Origin of the sequence: Methylorubrum sp. GM97 (genome assembly GCF_024347855.1) — a bacterium.
GTDB classification, from domain to species: Bacteria; Pseudomonadota; Alphaproteobacteria; order Rhizobiales; family Beijerinckiaceae; genus Methylobacterium; species Methylobacterium extorquens.
On record NZ_AP025942.1, the window covers coordinates 4,963,115 to 4,983,080 of the forward strand.

General features: G+C 70.0%; 14 protein-coding genes and 1 pseudogene. 8 read left to right on the plus strand and 7 right to left on the minus strand.

The features are described from left to right. Window positions 1-68: 68 nt before the first annotated feature. The 4 genes from MSPGM_RS23075 to MSPGM_RS23090 all read left to right on the plus strand — a co-directional run bounded on the left by MSPGM_RS23075 (window position 69) and on the right by MSPGM_RS23090 (window position 4,664). A complete protein-coding gene (locus tag MSPGM_RS23075; RefSeq protein WP_003605213.1) occupies window positions 69-1,598 on the plus strand; it encodes an ATP-binding protein in 1,530 nt (509 codons plus the stop codon). Window positions 1,599-1,608: 10 nt separating this feature from the next. After that, window positions 1,609-2,298 carry a response regulator transcription factor gene (locus MSPGM_RS23080; RefSeq protein WP_003605215.1) on the plus strand — a complete coding sequence of 230 codons (690 nt, stop codon included), beginning with the start codon at window positions 1,609-1,611 and terminating at the stop codon, window positions 2,296-2,298. Window positions 2,299-2,325: 27 nt separating this feature from the next. Continuing rightward, window positions 2,326-3,009: a TenA family protein gene (locus tag MSPGM_RS23085; RefSeq protein WP_003605216.1), complete on the plus strand. Its 684-nt coding sequence runs from the start codon at window positions 2,326-2,328 to the stop codon at window positions 3,007-3,009. Between the two features lie 164 nt (window positions 3,010-3,173). Beyond that, a complete protein-coding gene (locus tag MSPGM_RS23090; protein WP_003605217.1) occupies window positions 3,174-4,664 on the plus strand; it encodes an amino acid permease in 1,491 nt (496 codons plus the stop codon). A gap of 202 nt (window positions 4,665-4,866) precedes the next feature. Here MSPGM_RS23090 and MSPGM_RS23095 read toward each other — a convergent pair whose 3' ends face one another. The 3 genes from MSPGM_RS23095 to MSPGM_RS23105 form a co-directional block, all read right to left on the minus strand. Continuing rightward, a complete protein-coding gene (locus MSPGM_RS23095) occupies window positions 4,867-5,772 on the minus strand; it encodes an MBL fold metallo-hydrolase (RefSeq protein ID WP_209688173.1) in 906 nt (301 codons plus the stop codon). A gap of 191 nt (window positions 5,773-5,963) precedes the next feature. Then, entirely contained in the window at window positions 5,964-7,154 is a 1,191-nt protein-coding gene (locus MSPGM_RS23100) for a murein L,D-transpeptidase family protein (RefSeq protein ID WP_244426814.1), read from the minus strand. Window positions 7,155-7,279: 125 nt separating this feature from the next. Further along, window positions 7,280-9,883 carry an ATP-binding cassette domain-containing protein gene (locus tag MSPGM_RS23105; protein ID WP_015857547.1) on the minus strand — a complete coding sequence of 868 codons (2,604 nt, stop codon included), beginning with the start codon at window positions 9,881-9,883 and terminating at the stop codon, window positions 7,280-7,282. Window positions 9,884-10,319: 436 nt separating this feature from the next. Between MSPGM_RS23105 and MSPGM_RS23110 the strand changes: the two genes are divergently transcribed. The 3 genes from MSPGM_RS23110 to MSPGM_RS23120 all read left to right on the plus strand — a co-directional run bounded on the left by MSPGM_RS23110 (window position 10,320) and on the right by MSPGM_RS23120 (window position 15,335). Beyond that, window positions 10,320-12,248 carry a quinol:electron acceptor oxidoreductase subunit ActD gene (locus MSPGM_RS23110; RefSeq protein ID WP_261926019.1) on the plus strand — a complete coding sequence of 643 codons (1,929 nt, stop codon included), beginning with the start codon at window positions 10,320-10,322 and terminating at the stop codon, window positions 12,246-12,248. A gap of 1,283 nt (window positions 12,249-13,531) precedes the next feature. Beyond that, window positions 13,532-14,353, plus strand: coding sequence for a class II glutamine amidotransferase (locus tag MSPGM_RS23115; protein WP_003604686.1), 822 nt, complete (start codon window positions 13,532-13,534; stop codon window positions 14,351-14,353). Between the two features lie 247 nt (window positions 14,354-14,600). Continuing rightward, the gene (locus MSPGM_RS23120) at window positions 14,601-15,335 is read left to right on the plus strand and encodes a sigma-70 family RNA polymerase sigma factor (RefSeq protein ID WP_003604688.1); all 735 of its coding nucleotides are present in this window, start codon (window positions 14,601-14,603) and stop codon (window positions 15,333-15,335) included. Between the two features lie 732 nt (window positions 15,336-16,067). Here MSPGM_RS23120 and MSPGM_RS23125 read toward each other — a convergent pair. Both MSPGM_RS23125 and MSPGM_RS23130 read right to left on the minus strand, forming a co-directional pair. Continuing rightward, complete coding sequence (locus MSPGM_RS23125; RefSeq protein WP_003604689.1) at window positions 16,068-16,601, minus strand: MucR family transcriptional regulator; 534 nt, start codon at window positions 16,599-16,601, stop codon at window positions 16,068-16,070. Window positions 16,602-16,972: 371 nt separating this feature from the next. After that, window positions 16,973-17,371 (minus strand): hypothetical protein, encoded by a 399-nt coding sequence (locus tag MSPGM_RS23130; RefSeq protein WP_003604690.1) that lies wholly within the window; start codon window positions 17,369-17,371, stop codon window positions 16,973-16,975. 235 nt (window positions 17,372-17,606) lie between these two features. Here MSPGM_RS23130 and MSPGM_RS23135 point away from each other — a divergent pair. After that, window positions 17,607-18,781 (plus strand): annotated as a pseudogene (locus MSPGM_RS23135) (vWA domain-containing protein). 220 nt (window positions 18,782-19,001) lie between these two features. Here MSPGM_RS23135 and MSPGM_RS23140 read toward each other — a convergent pair. Both MSPGM_RS23140 and MSPGM_RS23145 read right to left on the minus strand, forming a co-directional pair. Next, a complete protein-coding gene (locus MSPGM_RS23140; RefSeq protein ID WP_003604694.1) occupies window positions 19,002-19,322 on the minus strand; it encodes a 2Fe-2S iron-sulfur cluster-binding protein in 321 nt (106 codons plus the stop codon). Between the two features lie 215 nt (window positions 19,323-19,537). Then, the gene (locus MSPGM_RS23145) at window positions 19,538-19,882 is read right to left on the minus strand and encodes an Hpt domain-containing protein (RefSeq protein ID WP_015857550.1); all 345 of its coding nucleotides are present in this window, start codon (window positions 19,880-19,882) and stop codon (window positions 19,538-19,540) included. Window positions 19,883-19,966 lie beyond the last annotated feature (84 nt).

Here is a 19,966-nt window from a genome sequence, read left to right on the forward strand (position 1 = left end):
TTGCCGAATGGTCCCGGATCTGGACTGCTCGTGTCGGCGTATGGCGGACTGATCGACCGCGAGGGCCCGTGCCGATTCCCGCCGCGACGCAAGCTTCCCCGACGCCCCTGATGGCGCAAAGCGTGGCCGATCCCAACCTCGACAAGGCGCAGGATCGGGCCGACGGCACAGGGCTGCCGTTCTGGGCCGGCTGGCCGACGCGCACGCGGCTCATCCTGGTCGTGCTCGCCATCGACATCGTTGCCGCCCTCGCCTCCTGCGGCGTGATCGTGCTGACCGCGCGCAGCGCCGTGCAGGTCGAGACCGCGGCCGGTCTCGCTACCGTCGAGCCCTTGGTCGCCGACACCATCCGCTCCCTGCGCAGCCCGAGCCCCGAGAGCGTGCTCCACACCCTCGACCTGCGCTTTCAGGCCCTGCGCCACGTCCGCGTGACCATCCTCGATGCGGACGGCAAGCGTGTCGGATTCGGTCCCTCTGAGCAGGCGCGCGAGCAGCGGACGGCGCCGCGCTGGTTCGTCCGGCTGATCGCCCCCGAGCCGCGCCAGCACGATCTGCCCATCGTCGTGAAAGGCGAGCGGATCGGCACCGCCGCGATCACGACCCAGCCCCTAGACGAGATCGAGGAGGTCTGGGGCTATGCCCGCTCGCTGGCGCTCGCCAGCCTGATCTTGAACCTCGCGGTGCTGGCTGCCCTCACCCTGGCGCTCGGGCGCATCCTGCGGCCGCTCGGGCGCCTCGCGGACGGGCTGAACCGGCTGGAGCGGCACGACTACACCGCCCATCTCGACCCGCCCGCCTCCCGCGAACTCGCGGTGATCGCCGAGCGCTTCAACCGCGTGGCCGGGGCGCTCTCCGACGCGCGGGCCGCCAATGGCCGCCTCAACCGCCAACTGCTGACGGCCCAGGACGACGAGCGCGCCCGCATCGCCCTCGAACTCCACGACGAGTTCGGCCCGTGCCTGTTCGCGCTGGAAGCGAACGCGGCCTCCGTCGCCCGGCTCGCCGCCAGCCCCGGCGAGATCGACCGCGGCCGGCTCGCGTCGCGGGCCGGCGACATCGGCAGCATCGTCGGCCAGGTTCAGGTCCTCAACCGCGACCTTCTCAACCGCCTGCGCCCGCACGGGCTCGGCGAGGTGCCGCTGACCGATTGCCTCAACCTGCTGCTCCGCGACTTCCGACGGCGCCATCCCGAGACCGCCTTCGATGGCGCGTTCGAGGGCTTGGCCCGCGGCTACGGCGACATCGTCGATCTCACCGTGTTCCGCTGCATCCAGGAGAGCAGCACCAACGCCGTGCGCCACGGCGCCGCCCGCCACGTCCGGGCCCGCGCGACGGAGGAGACCGACACCGCCGGCCTGACGGTCCTGCGGGTGAGCGTCGAGGATGACGGCACCGGGATCACGCCCGGCCACCGTGTCGGCCTCGGCCTGTCGGGGATGCGCGAGCGGGTCGAGGCGCTCGGCGGTCATTTCAGTCTCGATACGGCGTCTCTTGACAACAAAGCCTCCGGAACCGTTGTCCGGATCACCCTCCCGATCGATCCCGAGCGCGACGGCAGCGAGGTTCCGCCTCCGCCCGTCGCGCCGCAACCCAAGTGATGCGTGTACGATGAACGCGCCGGTCAGCAGCCCCATGATGAGAGCAGCGTCGAGCAAGGGTGCCGCCACCCCCGTCCTGGTCATCGACGATCACCCGATCGTCCTCCAGGGCTGTCGCCGCGTGCTGGAGGATGCCGGAATCGAGACCGTGGTCGAGGCGACCGGCGTCGTCTCCGGTTACCGCGCCTTCCACCGCCTGCGCCCGCCGGTGGTGATCTGCGATCTCACCTTCCAGGGCAGCGGCCTCGCCGGCCTCGCCCTGATCCGGCGCATGCGCGCCATCGAGCCCGAGACCCGCGTGCTCGTGTTCTCGATGCACAACGACCCCGTCATCGTCTCGCGGGCGCTGGAGGCCGGGGCGCTCGGCTACGTGCTCAAGGATCACGCCTCGAACGAGCTGTTCCAGGCGTTCGAGCGGGTGCGTGCGGGCGAGGTCTATCTCGACCGGCGGCTCGCCACCGAGGTCGCGATGCTGCGCGCCGACCCGCGCCGCACCCCGGAGACGCAGCTCACGCCGCGCGAGCAGCAGATCCTGGCGCGCCTCGCCCAGGGCAAGTCCTACGGCGCGATCGCCGCCGACCTCTCGGTCAGCTACAAGACCGTCACCAATGCCTGCTCGCAGATGCGCCAGAAGCTCAGGGTGCGCACGCTGGCCGAACTGATCCACGTCGCGGTGACCCAGGCCCAGCGGCAGGGTTGATCCTTTTCACAAGACGGAGCGCCGTCCTTGGCTGAACAACTCTCTGCCGGGCGCTTCTCGCAGGAAGCCTGGGCCCGCAATCTCGCGGCCTTTGAGGCGATCCGCACGATGCCGTTCAACGCGGAACTCGCTGACGGCTCCCTGAGTCGCGAGCGGTTCCGCCGCTACATCGTGCAGGACGCGCATTACCTCATCGGCTTCGGCCGGGCGCTGGCGCTCGCCGCCGCCAAGGCGCCGCATCCCGACCGGATCGTGCAGTTCGCCCGCGGCGCCGAGACCGCCATCGTGGTCGAGCGCGCGCTGCATGGCGGCTTCTTCCAGGAATACGGCATCGATGCCGGGACGTTTGCCGCAACGCCCCTCTCGCCGGCTTGCGACCACTATGTCGCGTGGCTGATCGCGACGGCCTATGCCGAGCCCTACGAAGTCGTACTCGGCGCGCTTCTTCCCTGTTTCTGGATCTACGCCGAAGTCGGCCGCGACATCTTCGCCCGCGCCAAGCCCGACAATCCCTACCGCGCTTGGATCGACACCTATGCCGGCGAGGAGTTCGGCGAGGCGGTGGCCGCGATGATCGCCGCAACCGACGAGGCGGCCGCCGACGCCTCCCCGGCCCTGCGCGCCCGCATGCACGCGGCCTACACTCACGCGACCCGCCTCGAATTCGGCTTCTGGGACAGCGCCTACCGGGATCTCACCTGGGCGCTGTGAGCTGGGACCCCGGCGCGGCCGCTTCGCGTGACAGCTTGGCCGGGTCCTTGCACTGCAATGTCGCCTGAGGCCGTTGCGCCCGCGTCGGTTTCACGATTCATCTGTGTGAGAATTCGGCCGCTCCGTCAGAGGAGTTCGGCCGGTACGAGGGGGTTGGGGCAGATATGGCGTCAGGCTTGGCGAGTGACCTTTTCCGGATCAAGACGCTCGAACGGCTCAACGCCGACGCCGAATCCGGCGAGAACAAGCTGGAACGCCATCTCGGCCCCTGGAGCCTGATCGGCCTCGGCATCGGCGCGGTGATCGGGGCGGGCCTGTTCTCTCTCACCGGCATCGCCGCGGCCGAGCATGCCGGCCCGGCGGTGACGCTCTCCTTCGCCATCGCCGCGATCGGCTGCGCGCTTGCGGGCATGTGCTACAGCGAGCTCGCCGGCATGATCCCGGTGGCGGGCTCGGCCTACACCTACACCTACGCCACGATGGGCGAGTTCATCGCCTGGATCATCGGCTGGGATCTCGTGCTCGAATACGCGGTCGGGGCGGCCACCGTCTCGGTGAGCTGGTCGCGCTACGTCGCCCGCTTCATGCGCGACACCTTGGGCATCAACCTGCCGGGCTCGCTCGTGCACTCGCCCTTTGAGACCTACCAGCTCGCCGACGGCACGCTGGCGCACGGCATCGTCAACGTGCCGGCGATCCTGATCGTGGTGGCAGCCTCGACCCTGCTGATGATCGGCATCCGCGAATCCGCCCGCGTCAACGGCGCGGTGGTGCTGCTCAAGCTCGCGGTGGTGGCGATCGTGATCGGGGTCGGCCTGTTCTACGTGAAGGCGCAGAACTATGACCCCTTCCTGCCGGCCAATACCGGCACCTTCGGCGAGTATGGCTGGAGCGGCGTGATGCGCGCGGCCGGCGTGGTGTTCTTCGCCTATGTCGGTTTTGACGCGGTCTCGACCGCGGCGCAGGAGGCCAAGAACCCCCAGCGCAACATGATGATCGGCATCCTCGGCTCGCTGGCGATCTGCACGGTGCTCTACATCGCCTTTGCGGGCGTGCTGACCGGCCTCGTCCACTACGAAGCGATGCGCGGCGATGCCGCCCCCGTGAACACCGCGATCGCGGCGACGCCCTTTCCGTGGCTGAAGAGCCTCGTCACCTTCGGCGTGATCTGCGGCTTCTCGACCGTGATCCTCGTGCTGCTGCTCGGCCAGAGCCGAGTGTTCTACTCCATGTCGAAGGACCGGCTGCTGCCGGGCTTCTTCTCGGCGATCCATCCGAAGTGGAAGACGCCCTACCGTTCGAACCTGTTCTTCATGGTGTTCACGAGCGCGCTCGGCGGCTTCCTGCCGATCTCGCAACTCGGCCACATGACCAGCATCGGCACGCTGCTCGCCTTCATCCTCGTCTGCGCCGGCGTCGTCATCCTGCGCCGCACCCAGCCCGACGCGCCGCGCGCCTACCGCACCCCGCTGGTGCCGTTCGTGCCGATCCTCGGCGCGCTGTTCTGCCTCGGTATGATGGTCTCGCTCGATGGCGATACGTGGCTGCGCCTCATCATCTGGCTGGCGATCGGCCTCGTGATCTACTTCGCCTGGAGCCGCAAGCACAGCCGCATCGGCCGCGAGGAAGGGGCGAACGCGACCTCGGCTCTGTAAGGGTGCCGATTGCGGCCGCTCTCCCGCCTGGGAGAGGGGTCGCGCCTGCCGGGCAATGGATGCTTCCGGCGGCGGCGTCGGGCCGTTTCGGCTTCGCTACGGATCGACGTCTCGCCGATCCGTCATCGCCATACGCGGCAAGGCAACCCATCCCCCTAGAGGTGACAGGGCCGGCGCCGAGATCACGGGCTGTCGGGCCGCCTCAGGCCCGGCGTGCCAGCGCCACCACCGGCGGTTCGGCGAGGCCGACGAGCGGCCAGCCCACCTCGATCGACTGCCGCTCGCGGGCGATGAAGGCGGTGGGCATCTCGGCCTGCATCTCGGCCTCGACCGAGCGCAACTGCACGTCCGAATGGCAGGGATGGAGGTGGATGATGGCGAGCGCCTTGGCGCCCGCGCCCTTGGCCAGTTCCACGCCCTTCTGCCACGTCGAGTGGCCCCAGCCCTTGCAGCAGGGATACTCGCCCTCCGTGAACATGCCGTCATAGACGAGGAGGTCGGCCCCCTCGACGAAGCGGCACAGGTCCGGATCGGGCCAGTTCACGCCGTGCTCGATGTCGCTGATGATGCAGAGCCGCTTGCCACCATGGTCGAAGCGGTAGCCGGTCGATCCCTGCGGGTGGTCGAGCAGAATCGTATCGACCCGGATGCCGTCGGCAAAGGTGAGCGGCTCGCCCGCGCGGAAGCCGTGATGCGCGAAGGAACAGGGCAGCACGTCGAGCGTGACGGGAAAGAGAGGCGGCGAGAACAGCCGGCCGAGGGCGTCCTCGGCGCTGGCCCCGTCGAGATTGCCGCAATAGGTGTGGATCGTGCGGGCGCCATCCAGAACAGCCGGTTTGAAGAACGGCAGACCCGCCGTGTGATCGAGATGCAGGTGGCTGAACAGCAGGTCGATATCCTGCGGCAGACTCTCGCAGCAGTTGCGCCCGAAGGCGCCGAGGCCCGAGCCGGCATCGATCACGAACAGACGTTCCCCGCAGCGGATCTCCAGGCACGGCGTATTGCCGCCGAACTCGGCGTTCTCCGGGCCACTGACCGGCGTAGAGCCGCGGACGCCCCAGAAACGCAGGACGAGGGAATCGTCCTTGGCTGGATATGGCAGGGTCATGGATCGGTACCAATGCTCGGCCTCGGGCCGGGCTTTCTCTGGTGGTAGTGGTGCCGCCGCACGCATCCGCGCTATGGATCCGCGGCTGTTCTTCGGCCCCTCTTCAGGCTCCGAGTGTACAGTGCGGAGATGGGGGGCCGCCATTCGGGTTTGTGTGCGTGCTCGCACACGCCGTTTTGAGCGGCTCCAAGTCAGCGCTGAGCCAGTTTCTCAATCGGGGGTTGCGAAGGGGCGAGGTCGGGCGGCGGCAGCGTACGCTCGATCGCCGCGCGAGCGAAGCTCGGCCAGGTCTGCGCATAGCGCGTGACCGGTGCCGTGATGCGGGCGGTGGGAGCGACGTAGGGCGGCACGAAACCCGCGGTCCGCACGGTGAGCGACGGGCTGGCCGTGCCGATCCAGGCCGCCCATAAGGCGTCCGGTACGGGCGGCGGTGGCGGCGCCCTGCGGCGGGCGGGGATCAGCACGACCTCTTGGCCGGCATAGGCCAGCGCCTCCGGCCGGCTGATATCGCCCACCGGATGACCCTGAAGGATCCGCGCCGCCCAGAAGGCGTGCTGGCCGCCGTCGGAATAGGTCGTGCGCACGGCCGCCGCGCCCTCCTCCACTAGGGCGGCGATGCGGTCGGTCTCGTCCTTGTGCAGGGCGGTGAAGGCCGCCTCCTTGGCCGGATCGCGCGAGGGCGCGAAGGTGTAGCGGCCGCCCGCGACGCTCACGGCCGGCTCCTCGCCGGTCGCCTCGAAGCGGTCCGAACCCTCCTTCAACTGGCGCCAGAAGGCGATGTTCGGGTCGGTCCGGTGCCGGGCCATGTTCGCGGCGGTCATCCGGAACGGGAAGGACTGAAACTGAAACGCGCCCTGCCCGCCGGCGAACGCCTCGCGGGCGATCGCGAACAGTTCGCCCGCCACCGCATCCGTCATGGCAAAGCAGCCCATCGACGAGCAGACGCCGTGCACCATCACCGCCGAGCCGGTGGAGCCGTGTGCCCGGTCGTAGGCGTTGGGGTAGCCGACGTCGAAGGAGAGGTAGTAGCGCGAGTTCGGGTTCATCTGGCTTTTCGCCACCGTGTAGAACCCCTCCGGCGTCTGCCGGTCGCCGCTCTTGGTCTTCGGCCCGAGCTGCCCCGACCAGCGGCAGATCGGATAGGTCTTGATCGGCACGTAGCGCCCGCTGGCGTTGCGCTTCCAGACCTCGATCTCGGATTCCTTCTTGTAGGCCCGCAGCACGATCGGCGAGGCGGCGTTGGTGCCGCGCGCGGCCATCAGCGCAAGCGTCGCGGCCGGGATCGGCGCATTCGCCTTGTCGGCCCGGGCGAGCGTGTTCGACGCGGTGAGGATCGCCAACCCGACCAGCCCCGGAATCAAGGTTCTGAGGAAGGATCTCACAGAGCCTCGAGAGCGGTTCGGGGGAAGCATGCACCGTCTCGATCGAGGCCGACCGGCGGTGCCCGCGGGCGACGGAACCGGATCGTGCACAAGCTTTGGGGCGGTTTTGCGGGAAAGGGAAGCGCTCAGACGGTCACCGCCTCGGTTTCCTGCGGATCGCCGGCCACCACCGTGTTGCGCTCCACCCGCAGCACCGCGTCGAACGGCGCCTGCCGGTTCAGGGTGTCCTCGTCGGGCAGGCAGACGATCAGCGCCGCCCCGGCGCGCAGCGCCCGCAGGCGCTCGATCCGGGCGGTGATCTCGTCGGGCTTGCGGTCGTCGAGGGAGAGGCCGACCACGAGGATGTCCGGGCGGCGCACGAGGCAGCGCACGAACTCGATCGCCACCCGCTCGCGCGGGCCGATGGCGCCCTCCCCCAGGATCGCGCGCTGGCCTTGGCCCGCCACCGCGACGCCCGCCTCGATCCGCGCCGCGAGGCCGAGCCGGTAGACGGTGGGCTCCAGCCCCTGCTCGGCGAGCACCCGGCGCACCAGAGCGCGCACCCGCCCCTCGGCGCCCGCCTCGCCTTGGGTGATGCGCCCGAACAGCAGGTTCTCCTCCAGGCTCGCGGCGGCGGTGAGCCGGGAGGGATCGTAGAACTCGACCTTCTCGCGATAGCGCGGCGGCAGCATCGCCGCGAAGGAGTGGCGGGCGGCGACCAGACGCTGTTCGAGCGCCTCGTCGATCAGGCCGAAGCGGTGGCGGGTCTCGCTGTAGCGCAAAGCGAGCCCGATCAGCCGCTCGCGGTCGCGGTGCCCGGCCGGGCCGCGCCGGAAGCCGCGGGACTCGGGCTGGCGCGCGACCAGATCCTCGAAATAGCCCCGCTCGGCCGCCGGAAACAGCGAGAACGTCTCGAACAACGGGTGGTCGTCGGGCAGGTCGGCAAAGATCTCGACGGTGGAGCGCGCCACTTGCAGGCCGACATCGACCAGGGTTCGCGTGAGATCCTCCGCCTCCAGCACGGCGCGCAGGTAGGGGTGGGCCGCGAGCCGCGCTTGCGAGAAGGCCGGGCTCACCGCCTCGCCGAACAGGATGTTCTCGCCAATATCGGCCTGATGGTTGTAGCGGGCCGGATCGAACGGCTCGACGAGCCGGGCCATGCCTTCGCTCGCCAGCGCCTCGCGCACGGCCCAGCGGGCGGCGACGACCGCCGCGGCGGTGGCGGGATCGTCCTCGGGATCGACCGAGGCCTCAAGGCCCCGCTCGTAGACGAAGGCGTCGAGTCCGGTGAGCTTGAGGATGGCGATGCGCTCGGCCAGTCCCGATGCCTCGCGGTCGCCGCTGCGGGCGCCGTAGAGCAGGTTCTGGCGCAGCGTCCCCTCGATCAGGATCGCCTCCGAGCCGGCCAGCGCGATCCGCCGGGCGCGCTCGGCGGAGTCGAAGGCGCGCAGGTCGGTGCCGCCATAGGTGACGGCGCCGGCGGTGGGCTCGATCTGTCCGGCGAGCAGGGCGGCGAGCGCCCGCGATCCGCTGCCGCGGTGACCCACGATCGCCACATGCGCCGGCATCGGCAGGGCGAGATCGACGCCCGTCAGCCGCTCGCCGCTGCCGGGATCGTAGGCGCCGACGCCCTTCGCGACGAGGGCGCCCGCCGCCGGGAACGGGACCGCCTTGCGCGACCGGTTCCCCGGTAGGCGGGGGCTCAGGGCGTCGAGCGTCTCGGCGATGGTGCGGAACAGCGGGGCGGCCGCCCGATACTGGCTCCACAGCCTCAGGCTGATCGCGACGAGGGTTGCCGCTAGGGCGAAGGCGCCGGCCGCGGCGACCAGGGCTCCGGGCAGGACGTTGTCGGCCTCCGTGGCGGCCTCGCCCTGCCACAGGGCGGTGGCCACGAGGAGGGCTGGCAGGATCACGACAAGCGCGAGCGCCGGGGCCCGCGCATAGGCGAGCCGGGCCTCGGCCCGCACCAGCGCGCTGCGCGCCGCCCGTGCGCGCAGCCCCAGGCGGCGTCGCTCGAACGCCGCCGCCCCGTGGGCGCGCACCGCCGGCATCCGCCGGATCAGGTCGCGCAGGCCCGCCTCCGTCGCGGCGGTGTCGGCGAGGCGCAGGCTGCGCCGGGCGGCGGTGCGGCTGGCGAGCAGGACCCGCGCCAGCCCGACGGCGGCGAGCAACAGCGCGATCACCGGCACGAGGCGCGGGGCCGCGAGTTCCGCCATGACGAGGGCCAGCAGGATCGCGGCGAGCGTCAGGCCGGGCACGACGATGCCGACCGCCGCGAGCGGGCCCATCCGCGCCAGCGCTTGGCCGATGAGGCCCGGCAGCGCCCGGAGATCCTCGCGGGCACCGGGCGGCGAGGCGAGGATCGCCTCGGTGGCCCGCGCCCGCAGCCGCGCCGTGGCCCGGGCCTGGACGGAGAAGCAGAGATACGCGACCGCAGCCCCGAGGGCGGCCAGCAGCAGGGCTGCGGCGGCGAGCGAGGTCAGCGCGATCAGCGGCAGTTCCGTCGGCGGCAGGCTCCAGCCCGGGAACAGGATCGGCGCTTCGTGTCCGTGATGGCCCGGCAGCGGCAGGGCGATCCGCAGGAAGGGCAGGAAGTCCGGGCTGCTGCGGGTCAGCACCGAGATGAGATCGCGCAGGCACAGCAGCACGAACAGCGCCAGCGGTCCGCCGAGGCCCACCGCCAGCGCGAGCGCCGCCGCGTGCCGACGCGGCGACGAGGCCCAGGCGAACAGGACGGGATCACGCTCCATCGGCATTCCGGGCGCCCGGCCAAGCCGTGGCCGACGAATTCGCGGCGGTGGGGTGCGGCATCGGAGAACGGTTTCGGCGCTGTGAAGGACGATCCGGCGGGCCGGCGCGTGAGGAGGCCGTCACGGATCGTCCTCTTCGCCGGATCGTCCTCTTCGCATGGAAACGCCGCGGCGCAAGCCCGCGCGGCCGGCGCGTCGCATTGCATTCCCGCCGCGGCATTGCTCTTTGGTGCGGGAGAGCACATGGCGGGCGATCCGCGTTCGAGTCCGTGGGCGGAGGGCCTGCCTTTCCCGCATTTCCCAGCCATCCCGTTCGGCAGCGCCCTTCCCCACCCTCCCTTCGGACGAGACCGGATGGCCGTGCGAGACACACCATCGCCCGCCTTTGTCCTTCAGGATCGAAGTCGCGCGCAGCCCGCGGCCGACCGTTGAGCCGATGACCGAACGCGCGTTTCAACCTGCCGCCGAGACCGTTCCCCTCTACGGCGCGCCGGTGATCGGGCCCGACGAGACGGTCGCGTCGATCGCTGCCGCGCTCGCGGGGAGCGTGCTGGCGCCGCCCGGCCGCCTTTGGCGGCTCGCCGTTGCCGGAACGCTCGTCCCGATCCTCGTCTGGGCCGGTCTGCGCTCGACCGTGCCGGCCGCGTTCGGTCCGGCCGCCGCCGCGTGGTGGATCGGGCTCGCCGCGGGGTGCCTGCTGATCTCGGGGCTGCTGCTGCTCGCGGGCGTGGCCTGGCGCTGCGGAATCGGCCGCCTGGCGCAGACCGCTGCCCTGCTCTGCGCGGGTCTCGCTGCGCTCTACCCGGTGCCGGTCCATCCGGTGAGCCTCGGGGCCTTGCTCCTGGCGAGCCTCGGCCTGTGGGCGGCGGCGCTCCTGCCGGATCTGGCGGTGTTGCGCGACGCCGCGGGGCCGGATCGTCGACGCGCCCGTCTCTACCGAATGCTGTCCGCCGGCTGGTGCGGCTCGGCGCTGCAATGGCTCGCCTGGGAGCGGGCCAGCCGGGGGTTCGGGCTGCTCGGCATTCTCGCGGCGGTGGCGGTGCTGATCGACCTTGCGCTGGCGGCCGCCCTTCGCACCGACCGGCATGACACCCTGCTTCCGGTCGCCCTGCTGGTCGAGGCGGTGCTCTCGGGCGCCGGGCTGATTGCGGCGCTCGCCATGACCCTGCGCCGAAGCCGCGGGCTCGACGGCCTCATCACCGGCCGGCACCTCGATATCCTGGGGCGGCTGCTGCTCGCCTTCGGCCTGGCCGCCCTCTATTGCCACGTTACCGAGATCGTCACCGCCCTTCTCTATGGCGACGCGGCCGAGCGGGCGCGCCTGACGCGCCGGCTCCTCGGCGACGAGGCGCCCGCCTTCTGGATACTCATGCTCGCCGGGCTTCTCCCCACGCAGTTGTTCTGGATCCCTGCCATCCGCCGCAGCGCCCTCGCCCTCGGTCTGATCGGCGCCCTCGTCGCCATCGGCCTCGGCGCGGATCACGTGCTCGCCACGCGAATCGGGGCGATAGGGGCGGCCCTCGCGGATCTCCTCACCGCGGGGATCGCGACCCTCGGTTCCGCCGGGCTGTTCGTCCTCGGCCTGTTGCTTCTCTTCCGCCTCGTGCCGCCGGTCGGAATCGCCGAGACACGCCAACTCGCCCTCGCCCAGAACGTGCACGCCGCACCGCGGGTGCCAGAGACCGCGCCGGACGCCCGGCCGGGCCCGTTCGCCGTGCAGACCCTTGCCCAACCGCCTGGCCAGCCCCCTGGCCTCATCGCGATCTTCGCCTCGGAGGCCGGGCTGGCCGAGGCGGCGCGTGGGCTCTCGGGGCCCCGGGCGCCGCGCCTCGACGCCTTCGGCCCGGTCCCGATGCCGGAGGCCACCGCCGCCCTGCATCGGGAGGAGCGGAGCCTGAACCGCCTCGCACTGTTCGGTGCCTTTCTCGGATTTGCGGCTTTCGTTGCCATCCGCATCGCGGGCCTTGCCGGGGACATGCCGGACGGGCCGGCGAGCGTGGCGGCACTCCTCGCCCGCCCGCTCTCTTGGCCCGATTCCTGGCCCAATTCCTGGTCGACCGCTTGGCCAACGCCTTGGCCGGCCGCGTGGCCGTTATCCTGGGCCATGGCGGCGGTGCCGGCTCTCTCCGCGGCGGCGGCGGGCGGCGTGCTCGGCCTTGCGGTCGCGCTCCTGTCCGTTGTGAGAGCCGGGCGGGCCGGCCGCCTCCCTCCCGCTGCCCTCGCCGGACATTTCATCCTGACGATCGAGTCCTCCGGCGCGCCGTTCATTCCGGCGGCCCTCGCCCGGCGCCTCAACGCCCTGCCGGCGGATGCGGGACGTCCCCTCGCCCTATACGGCCTCGCCGCCGGGGAGCCGCAGCGGTGAGCGCGGAGGAGAAGGGCGGCGCCGCCCGCAAGGCCACGGGGGCGAAATCCGCCAGCGCCTATTTCCGCGATCCGGCCCGCCGCCCGGCGGCGGCCTTCGCGGCCGGACTGGCCTGCCTGCTGCTGGCGTTCCACCATGCCGGGCTGCCCCGGCTCGCGCCGTCCTATCTGGCTGCCTGGACCTGCCTCCTCGCGCTGCCGGCAGGCGCGCTGCCCGTTGTCATCATGATCGAGCGGGCCGATGCGTGGCGCCCGCAGCCCGAGACCGCATTGCTGGAGACCCTGCGCGGCCTTCTCGTGCTGATGCCGGTGGCCGCGATCCTCGCTCTGCCGATCCCGGTGGCCGCCCTCCTGCTCTACCCGGCGCCGGAAAGCGCCGGGCCGAATGGCCCGCTCGCCCTGCTCGGAGCCGCACCGCCGCTGCTCGCCGCCCGCCTCGCCCTCTACTTCGCGCTCTGGACCGGGCTCGCCCTGCTCTTCGCCCGCCGCGGCGGCGAGCCCTGGGCCAAGGCCGGCCGGATCGACGACGGGCGCGCCGTGCTCGGCCTCGGACTCCACACCGTGGTCGGCACGTTGGCCGCGGACGACCTCGTCATGTCGGTCGGAACCGATCCCGGCCTGCGCTTCCATGCCAGCGCCTTCGGCCTGCTGGTGCTGGCGGCGTGGTCGAGTCTGGCGCTCGCCGCCGCGATCCTCGTCGCGCCGCCCGATGCGGGGCCTGCCCGGCGCCGCCACGATCGGCTCACGCCGCTCGCCGTGCTGCTGCTCGTCTGGGCCGGCCTGCACGTCGTGCAGTTCCTGATGCTCGGCGCCGCCGCCGATCCGGGGGCCGCCGCGTGGTACCGGTTGCGCGCGGGCTTTTCCGGCCGCGCCTTGGCGCTGTCCGCAGCCGTCGTCGTCGGGCTTGCCGCCATCCTGACCCTGCGTCCCGGCGAGAACCGCACGCGGCTGGTGGCGGCGCTCGCCGTCGCGGTCCATCTCGCCGAACTGTTCTGGTTCGTCACGCCCGCCTTCCGCGGCCACTTCCGCGTCGGCTTCACCGACCTGTTGGCGCTCGCCGGAATGATCGGGCTCGCCCTGGGATTGGCGCCCGCGGTCCGTCGCCTGACTCCAGGGCTCGCCGTCACCCCCGTCTGGCCGGGCCGCGAGCGCGCGCGCGGGAGACCGGGCGCGGCGGCGGGGGACATGCACCGCAAATCGGTTGTTCCGCCCCCGAAGCTTCCTAGTTTCCCCTCCCCGCCTCTGTCGATCCTACCGCGCGCGACGCAGAAGACCCCGGCCACCATGTGCGAACTGCTCGGAATGAGCGCGAATGTGCCGACCGATATCCGCTTCTCCTTCGCGGCTTTGGCCCGGCGCGGCGGCGAGACCGGCCCGCATGCCGACGGCTGGGGCATCACCTTCTACGAGGGGCGCGGCTGCCGCTCCTTTCACGACCCCGAGCCCAGCGCCCGCTCCGAACTCGCCAAGCTGCTGCGCCGCTATCCGATCAAGAGCCGCATCGTCGTCGCGCATGTCCGCAAGGCCAATCGCGGGCGCGTCAGCCTGGAGAACACCCACCCCTTCTCCCGCGAGCTGTGGGGCCGGCGCTGGACCTTCGCCCATAACGGCCAGCTCAAGGGCGTGAAGCGGCTGCCGCTCGGCCGGTTCGAGCCGGTCGGCACGACCGACAGCGAACACGCCTTCTGCTGGATGCTGTCGCAGCTCCAGGAGCGCTTCCCCAAGCCGCCCCGCGCCGCGACCCTGGAGGCGGCGATTGCGGGTTACGCCCTCATCCTTTCGGAGCGCGGCGTCTTCAACATGCTGCTTTCCGACAGCCGCGTGCTCTACGCCCATTGCGGCAAGCGGCTCTGCTACCTCACCCGCCGGGCGCCGTTCGGCACGGCGACGCTGATCGACGAGGATTGGCGGGTCGATTTCGCTCAGGAGACCACCGAGACCGATATCGTCACCATGATCGCCACGCGGGCGCTGACCCGGGACGAGACCTGGACCGAGCTGGAGCGCGGCGACACCCTCGTTCTCACCGACGGGGTGGTGCGGGTGCGGAAGGGCGCGACGCGGCGGCGCGCGCGTCCGATGCCGGAGATCCACGGCGCAGCCTGAGGGCGATCGATCGGGAAAGGCGGAGGGGCCTGCCGATTTGCCGCATTCAAGCGACAGGATCGGCGAATCATCTCACTCTTCGGGCGACAGACTACCGTCTGGTGTGCAAGCGTGGCAGTATTTCGCGTGGCGCGGGTGTGCGTGATCGGGCCGATGCGCTACAACTATGTTAAGGGCCGTACCGGGGCCTGCCCCGTGTGCGGCACTGCGCCGGCATTGCCGAAAAGTCCCGATCGCGAAGAGCCCGATGCGTAACGATACCGAAGCGACCCTGGATCGTCCCGCGATGACAGACGGCCGTCCCAAACTTTCCGACTCGATCCGCAGCCATCTCGGCGATCATCTGCGCAGCGTGTACGACACGCTCGGCGCGGGCGAGGACACACCGTCCCGCTTCTCCGAGCTGATCGGCAAGCTCGAAGCGGCCCTCAAGGCGCAGGGCGAGCGGATCGATCCTGAATTCCGCAACGGCCTGCTCTCCGCGGTGCCGTCCTTGCGCGCCTTCGCCCTATCGCTGACCTCGAATCCGGCGCGCTCCGACGACCTCGTTCAGGACACCCTGCTCAAGGGTTGGCAGCACCGCGCCCGCTTCCAGCCGGGCACGAACCTCAACGCGTGGCTCTTCACGATCCTGCGCAACATCTTCTACTCGGATCACCGCAAGCGCGTGCGCGAGGTCGAGGATCAGGACGGCTCCTACGCCGCCCGCCTCGCCACCGCGCCGCATCAGGGCGACCGGCTCGATGTCGAGGATCTGCAGACGGCGCTCGCCAAGCTGCCGCCGGACCAGCGCGAGGCCCTCGTGCTGGTGGGCGCCGAGGGCGTCTCCTACGAGGAGGCCGCGACCATCATGGGCTGCAAGGTCGGCACGGTGAAGAGCCGCGTCAGCCGCGCCCGCGGCCGTCTCGCCGAACTCCTCGGGTATGACGAGGAGGACCTGTCCTCCGACCGTCTCATCCAGTCGGCGATGCCCGACGCCTGAACGTTGGCTCGAAGGACGCCGGAACCGTCTCGCCATCGAAACGGTGGCGACGGATGCGGTAAAGGCCGAGCGGTTTGCTCGATGATTGGCAGCCGAGTCCGACTTACGGGACTTGGTGATACGGCCCGCTTTCCGGTGTCGAACCCGTATCTGCTTCCGTGCAGCGGGTTCCGGTCACGACCGTAGTTGGGGACTTGGATCTCGCAGCGTCGATTTCTGAATGCCGTTGGCCATCGTGCCGGACGATGCTCTGAATGACGCTTCGGAGGCAGCCCGATCGTATCCGTGGGGCCGACGTACCGACTCTTGATCATGTCGGGGTCGTTGCGCGAACGCGAACCTCTGACGGCCCTTGGCGGGGAGCTGGAAACCCCGCGGGCGTCCCGTCGCGAAAATCCGACGTTGGACGAAGCCCGCCGAGCTGAATGCGACTGGCTCGCGGGGCCTGTCTCTGGGGGAGCCCGTCTTCGCGAGATGGCGCAGGCCGCATCGGGATGCGGCGCCTTGTGAGTGCGTCTGCGGTGAGCAGATGGCTACACAGGCCGTCAGCGAATAGAGAGCGCGCGAGCGGGGAAGCGCTGCCGCTACGAGCCATTTGCAGCGCATCGACAATGGTCAGCCGGCCAGGTGGCCTTGAGATCGGCCCGGACTTCGACTGCGCGGACCCTATCGACTCGCCGTATCGGAGCCGGCCAGCGGAGTCCGATGACTCCGCCAACGCGGCATCGATCCTCAGGCGGCCTTGCGGCGCCCGCCGGTCTTGCGGCCTTCGCCGGCAGCGGTCTTGCGGCGCGGCTCGGGTGCAGCTTCCGCCACCACCTCATCGACCGGCTCCGCGGCCTTCGCCGAGGATTTGCGGCGCTGCTGGCCGAGGCCGAGATCCTTGGCGAGCGCCGAACGCGCGGCCGAATAGTTGGACGAGACCGTCGGATAGTCGGCCGGCAGACCGTAGCGGCGGCGGTAGCCGTCGATGTCGAGGCCGTGCGTGGTCAGGTGCCGCTTGAGCGTCTTGTAAGGCTTGCCGTCGATGAAGGAGATCAGGGCATCCGGCGTGATCGACTTCTTGATCTGGGCCGGTGTCGCCCGCTCGACTTCTTCTTCCTTGGGCGCCTGCGGTGCCGACAGGGCGACCAGGGCCGCATGAACCTGAACAATCAAGCCCGCGAGTTCAGGCGACGGCAGAGAGTTGTTGGAGACATAAGCCGAGACGAGATCGGCCGCGAGTTCGATACGGTCGTGTTGCGTGACCTGATTGGTTTCCGACATTGTACGTGATCCTATTTGCCCCTCGTTCTTGTGAGCTAAAAGGATCTGAAAAAGATTCAAGTCCGGTTCTAGCCATTTTCCCGGAAAACGACTGCAAAATCGAGAAAAAACCACGATCTGGCTGCTATTGCGAACGATCAGTCCGGATCAGACACCAGGTTGCGATCGCTCCAGGTGGTGCACACAAGCTGAGGTTCGATCAAGCGCACGATGAAGGGCGCTTGATTCGTCCGTTCAACAAACTGTGAGAGGTCAGTCCGAGCTGAGCGCCTGTCTCGGCAGGTCGAACAGGCCGACTTCCATGAATCACGGCAGGTCCGGGATGGTTCGCCCCGCCATGACGGCGCAACTGTATCGGTCGGAGCCTGCCGTTAGAGGCCCGGCAGCATGGCCTCATCGTCGTCGCGCTGGCTGGCGGGACGGCGTTGCCCGCTCGGCGTCGGCAGAGTGCAGCGATAGACCACCGCGTCGGGCGGTCCGAGGGCGGCGTTGAGCGGGACCGTGACGGTATCGCCGGAGAAGCGCCAGTGTCGGGTGCCGCGATCCCAGTAGAGCCACACGGTGGTTTCGTGGCCCTTCACGTCGAACACGGCGGCCTTCTTCGAGAGCGCCCGGAGGGTTCGCGGCTCGTAGAGGCCCTTGCGGCGATAGGCGGCGCGGGACTCGGCGTCCTGGCGATCGACGAAGGTGTTCTGGACGATCTGCAGGGTCGCTCCGGGTTTGCGGAGGAATTTCTTGAAATCGCTCAGGGATCGCAAGACCACGGGCATGGTGTCCTTCCAATCGTCAAGTCACGGACGCATCCTGCATTGTGCGACGGCACCTTAGTTCCGCCGAGATGACAGTTATCCCTCACGCACAAAGGTGGTGTCGGGCGATATCCACGGGAAAACGGCGCTGTCCACAGGAGTCGAAGACTCTTGAGCTCGGCTGTTCGGCGCCTGCGGCTTGGCCCGGACCCGGCCTCGGCTTGACCTGCGGGCCGGGCTCGGGCGTTTAGGCCTCATGCTGCTCCAATTCTTCACGGGCCTGCGCGAGGCCCGCGTGCCGGTGTCCCTGCGCGAATACCTCACGCTGCTCCAGGCGATGGAGAGCGACCTCGCGGACAAGCGGGTGGAGGAATTCTACTTCCTCGCCCGCACCGTGTTGGTGAAGGACGAGTCGAACCTCGACCGGTTCGACCGGGTGTTCGCCTCGGTCTTCAAGGGGCTGGAAACGCTGGGCGAGGCGGTCGAACCCGCCGCCATCCCCGAGGAATGGCTGCGCAAGCTTGCCGAGAAGTATTTGACCGACGAAGAGAAGGCCGAGTTGAAGGCGCTGGGGTGGGACAAGCTGTTCGAGACGCTGAAACAGCGCCTCGCCGAACAGAAGGAGCGTCACCAGGGCGGGTCGAAATGGATCGGAACCGGGGGCACCTCGCCCTTCGGCGCCTACGGTTACAATCCGGAGGGAATCCGCATCGGCCAGGACGGCAACCGCAACTTCCGGGCGGTCAAGGTCTGGGACCGGCGCGAATTCAAGGATCTCGACGATTCACGCGAACTCGGCACCCGCTCCATGCGGGTGGCGCTCCGCCGCCTGCGCCGCTTCGCCCGCACGGGGCGGCCGACGAACTCGACCTCGACGGCACCATCCGCGAGAGCGCCCGCAAGGGCTTCATCGACGTGCGGCTGCGCCCGGAGCGGCGCAACGCCGTGAAGGTGCTGCTCTTCCTCGATGTCGGCGGTTCGATGGATTGGCATGTGGAGCTGGCCGAGGAGCTGTTCTCGGCGGCGCGCTCCGAGTTCAAGCACTTCGCGCATTTCTACTTCCACAACTGCCCCTACGAGGCGGTGTGGACGGAAAACCATCGCCGCCACGACGAGCGTATCCCGCTCCTCGACGTGATCCGCACCTATCCCTCCGACTACCGCGTGGTGTTCGTGGGCGACGCCTCCATGAGCCCCTACGAGATCGCCCATCCCGGCGGTTCGGTGGAGCACTGGAACGAGGAGGCGGGCGAGGTCTGGCTCGGCCGCGTGCTCGATCATTTCCCGAAGGCGGTCTGGCTCAACCCGATTCCGGCCGAGCACTGGGGCCACACCCACTCGATCGGCATGGTCCGCCGGATCTTCGCGGACCGGATGTTCCCGCTGACGCTCGAAGGGTTGGACGGGGCGATGCGGGCGCTGCTGCGCTAGAGCGCTTTCCGACGACAGGTTCGTGGCGAGGACGGCCAGCGGCGGGAGCCCGCAGAGGCTGCCGACCAAGACAGGCTCCGGTTGGAACCGTGCCTCGGTCTGCTCGGCGCCGCAGGGCGAAAGGCCGAGCCGCAGCGTATCCTGTACCGGGCGGCGTTCATCAGCAGGACGAGCGCGGCGAGTCCGCCCGGAGCGAGGCAGGCCCCCGCGCGGCGTCGCCTCAGCCCTGGCGGGCCGGGGTCGTCACGATGAGGCCGTCGAGTTCCGGCGTCACGCGGATCTGGCAGCACAGGCGCGAGGTCGCGCGCACGTCCGAGGCGAAATCGAGCATGTCCTGCTCCATCGGCTCGGCCGGCCCGACCTTGTCGGCCCATTCCCCGTCCACATAGACATGGCAGGTGGCGCAGGCGCAGGCCCCGCCGCACTCGGCATCGATCCCCGGAACGTTGTTGCGGATCGCCGTCTCCATGACGGTCGAGCCAACCTCGCCGTCGATCGTGCGGGCCGTGCCGGCGTGATCGACGAAGGTGATCTTGGGCATACCTTGCTCCGGGACGTGTCGGCGTCCGCCTGCGATCCTTCAGGGGGGCGGCGTGGCGCCTGCTTGCGGGCGGCCGAGTGAGAAAGCAAGCGCCAAGCCGGCGCTTTTCCGTCGCGCCACCGGTGCGGATGCCGCGTGTCCGTTCGCCGAGAGGTCGGGCCGGCGCGGCGGCGGTCTTACGTCGCGGGCATCGAGCGAGCCTGACAGGCGGCCGCTCACATCTCCAGGCCGAGGGCGGCGAGCGCCGCCAGCGTCTCGGCGACGGCGCTCCCCAACGCTTCGAGATCGGCCTCGCCGACGGTGCGAAGCCGGGTTTCGACGGTCGTGCTCGCCTCGGCCACCTGCATCGCTCCGACGCCGAGTGCCGCCCCCTTGAGCGTATGGGCGAGATCGGCCCGTTCCTCCGCCGGACGGCTCGCCTCCGCCATCGCGGGCAGGAGCCGGCGGCACTGATCCTCGAACAGGCTCAAAACCTCCCGGGCGAGGTCGGCATCGCCGAAGGTCTGCGCATCGAGGTGGGCGTGATCCAGCAGAGGGGCGAGCTTGTTCTCGAGGTCCACGTCCGTCCTTATCGTCTGCTTGATCATCGTTGTTCGGAATGAAACGGCCGCTCCATCCGCCCGGTTCTGGGTAAAAGCGCTCGC

Bases quoted from the DNA above. Each gene is read 5' to 3' on its own strand.
- MSPGM_RS23080 (WP_003605215.1), top strand. From the start codon at position 1,609: ATGAACGCGCCGGTCAGCAGCCCCATGATGAGAGCAGCGTCGAGCAAG.
- MSPGM_RS23090 (WP_003605217.1), top strand. From the start codon at position 3,174: ATGGCGTCAGGCTTGGCGAGTGACCTTTTCCGGATCAAGACGCTCGAA.
- MSPGM_RS23095 (WP_209688173.1), bottom strand. From the start codon at position 5,772: ATGACCCTGCCATATCCAGCCAAGGACGATTCCCTCGTCCTGCGTTTC.
- MSPGM_RS23105 (WP_015857547.1), bottom strand. From the start codon at position 9,883: ATGGAGCGTGATCCCGTCCTGTTCGCCTGGGCCTCGTCGCCGCGTCGG.
- MSPGM_RS23110 (WP_261926019.1), top strand. From the start codon at position 10,320: ATGACCGAACGCGCGTTTCAACCTGCCGCCGAGACCGTTCCCCTCTAC.
- MSPGM_RS23115 (WP_003604686.1), top strand. From the start codon at position 13,532: ATGTGCGAACTGCTCGGAATGAGCGCGAATGTGCCGACCGATATCCGC.
- MSPGM_RS23120 (WP_003604688.1), top strand. From the start codon at position 14,601: ATGCGTAACGATACCGAAGCGACCCTGGATCGTCCCGCGATGACAGAC.
- MSPGM_RS23125 (WP_003604689.1), bottom strand. From the start codon at position 16,601: ATGTCGGAAACCAATCAGGTCACGCAACACGACCGTATCGAACTCGCG.
- MSPGM_RS23130 (WP_003604690.1), bottom strand. From the start codon at position 17,371: ATGCCCGTGGTCTTGCGATCCCTGAGCGATTTCAAGAAATTCCTCCGC.
- MSPGM_RS23140 (WP_003604694.1), bottom strand. From the start codon at position 19,322: ATGCCCAAGATCACCTTCGTCGATCACGCCGGCACGGCCCGCACGATC.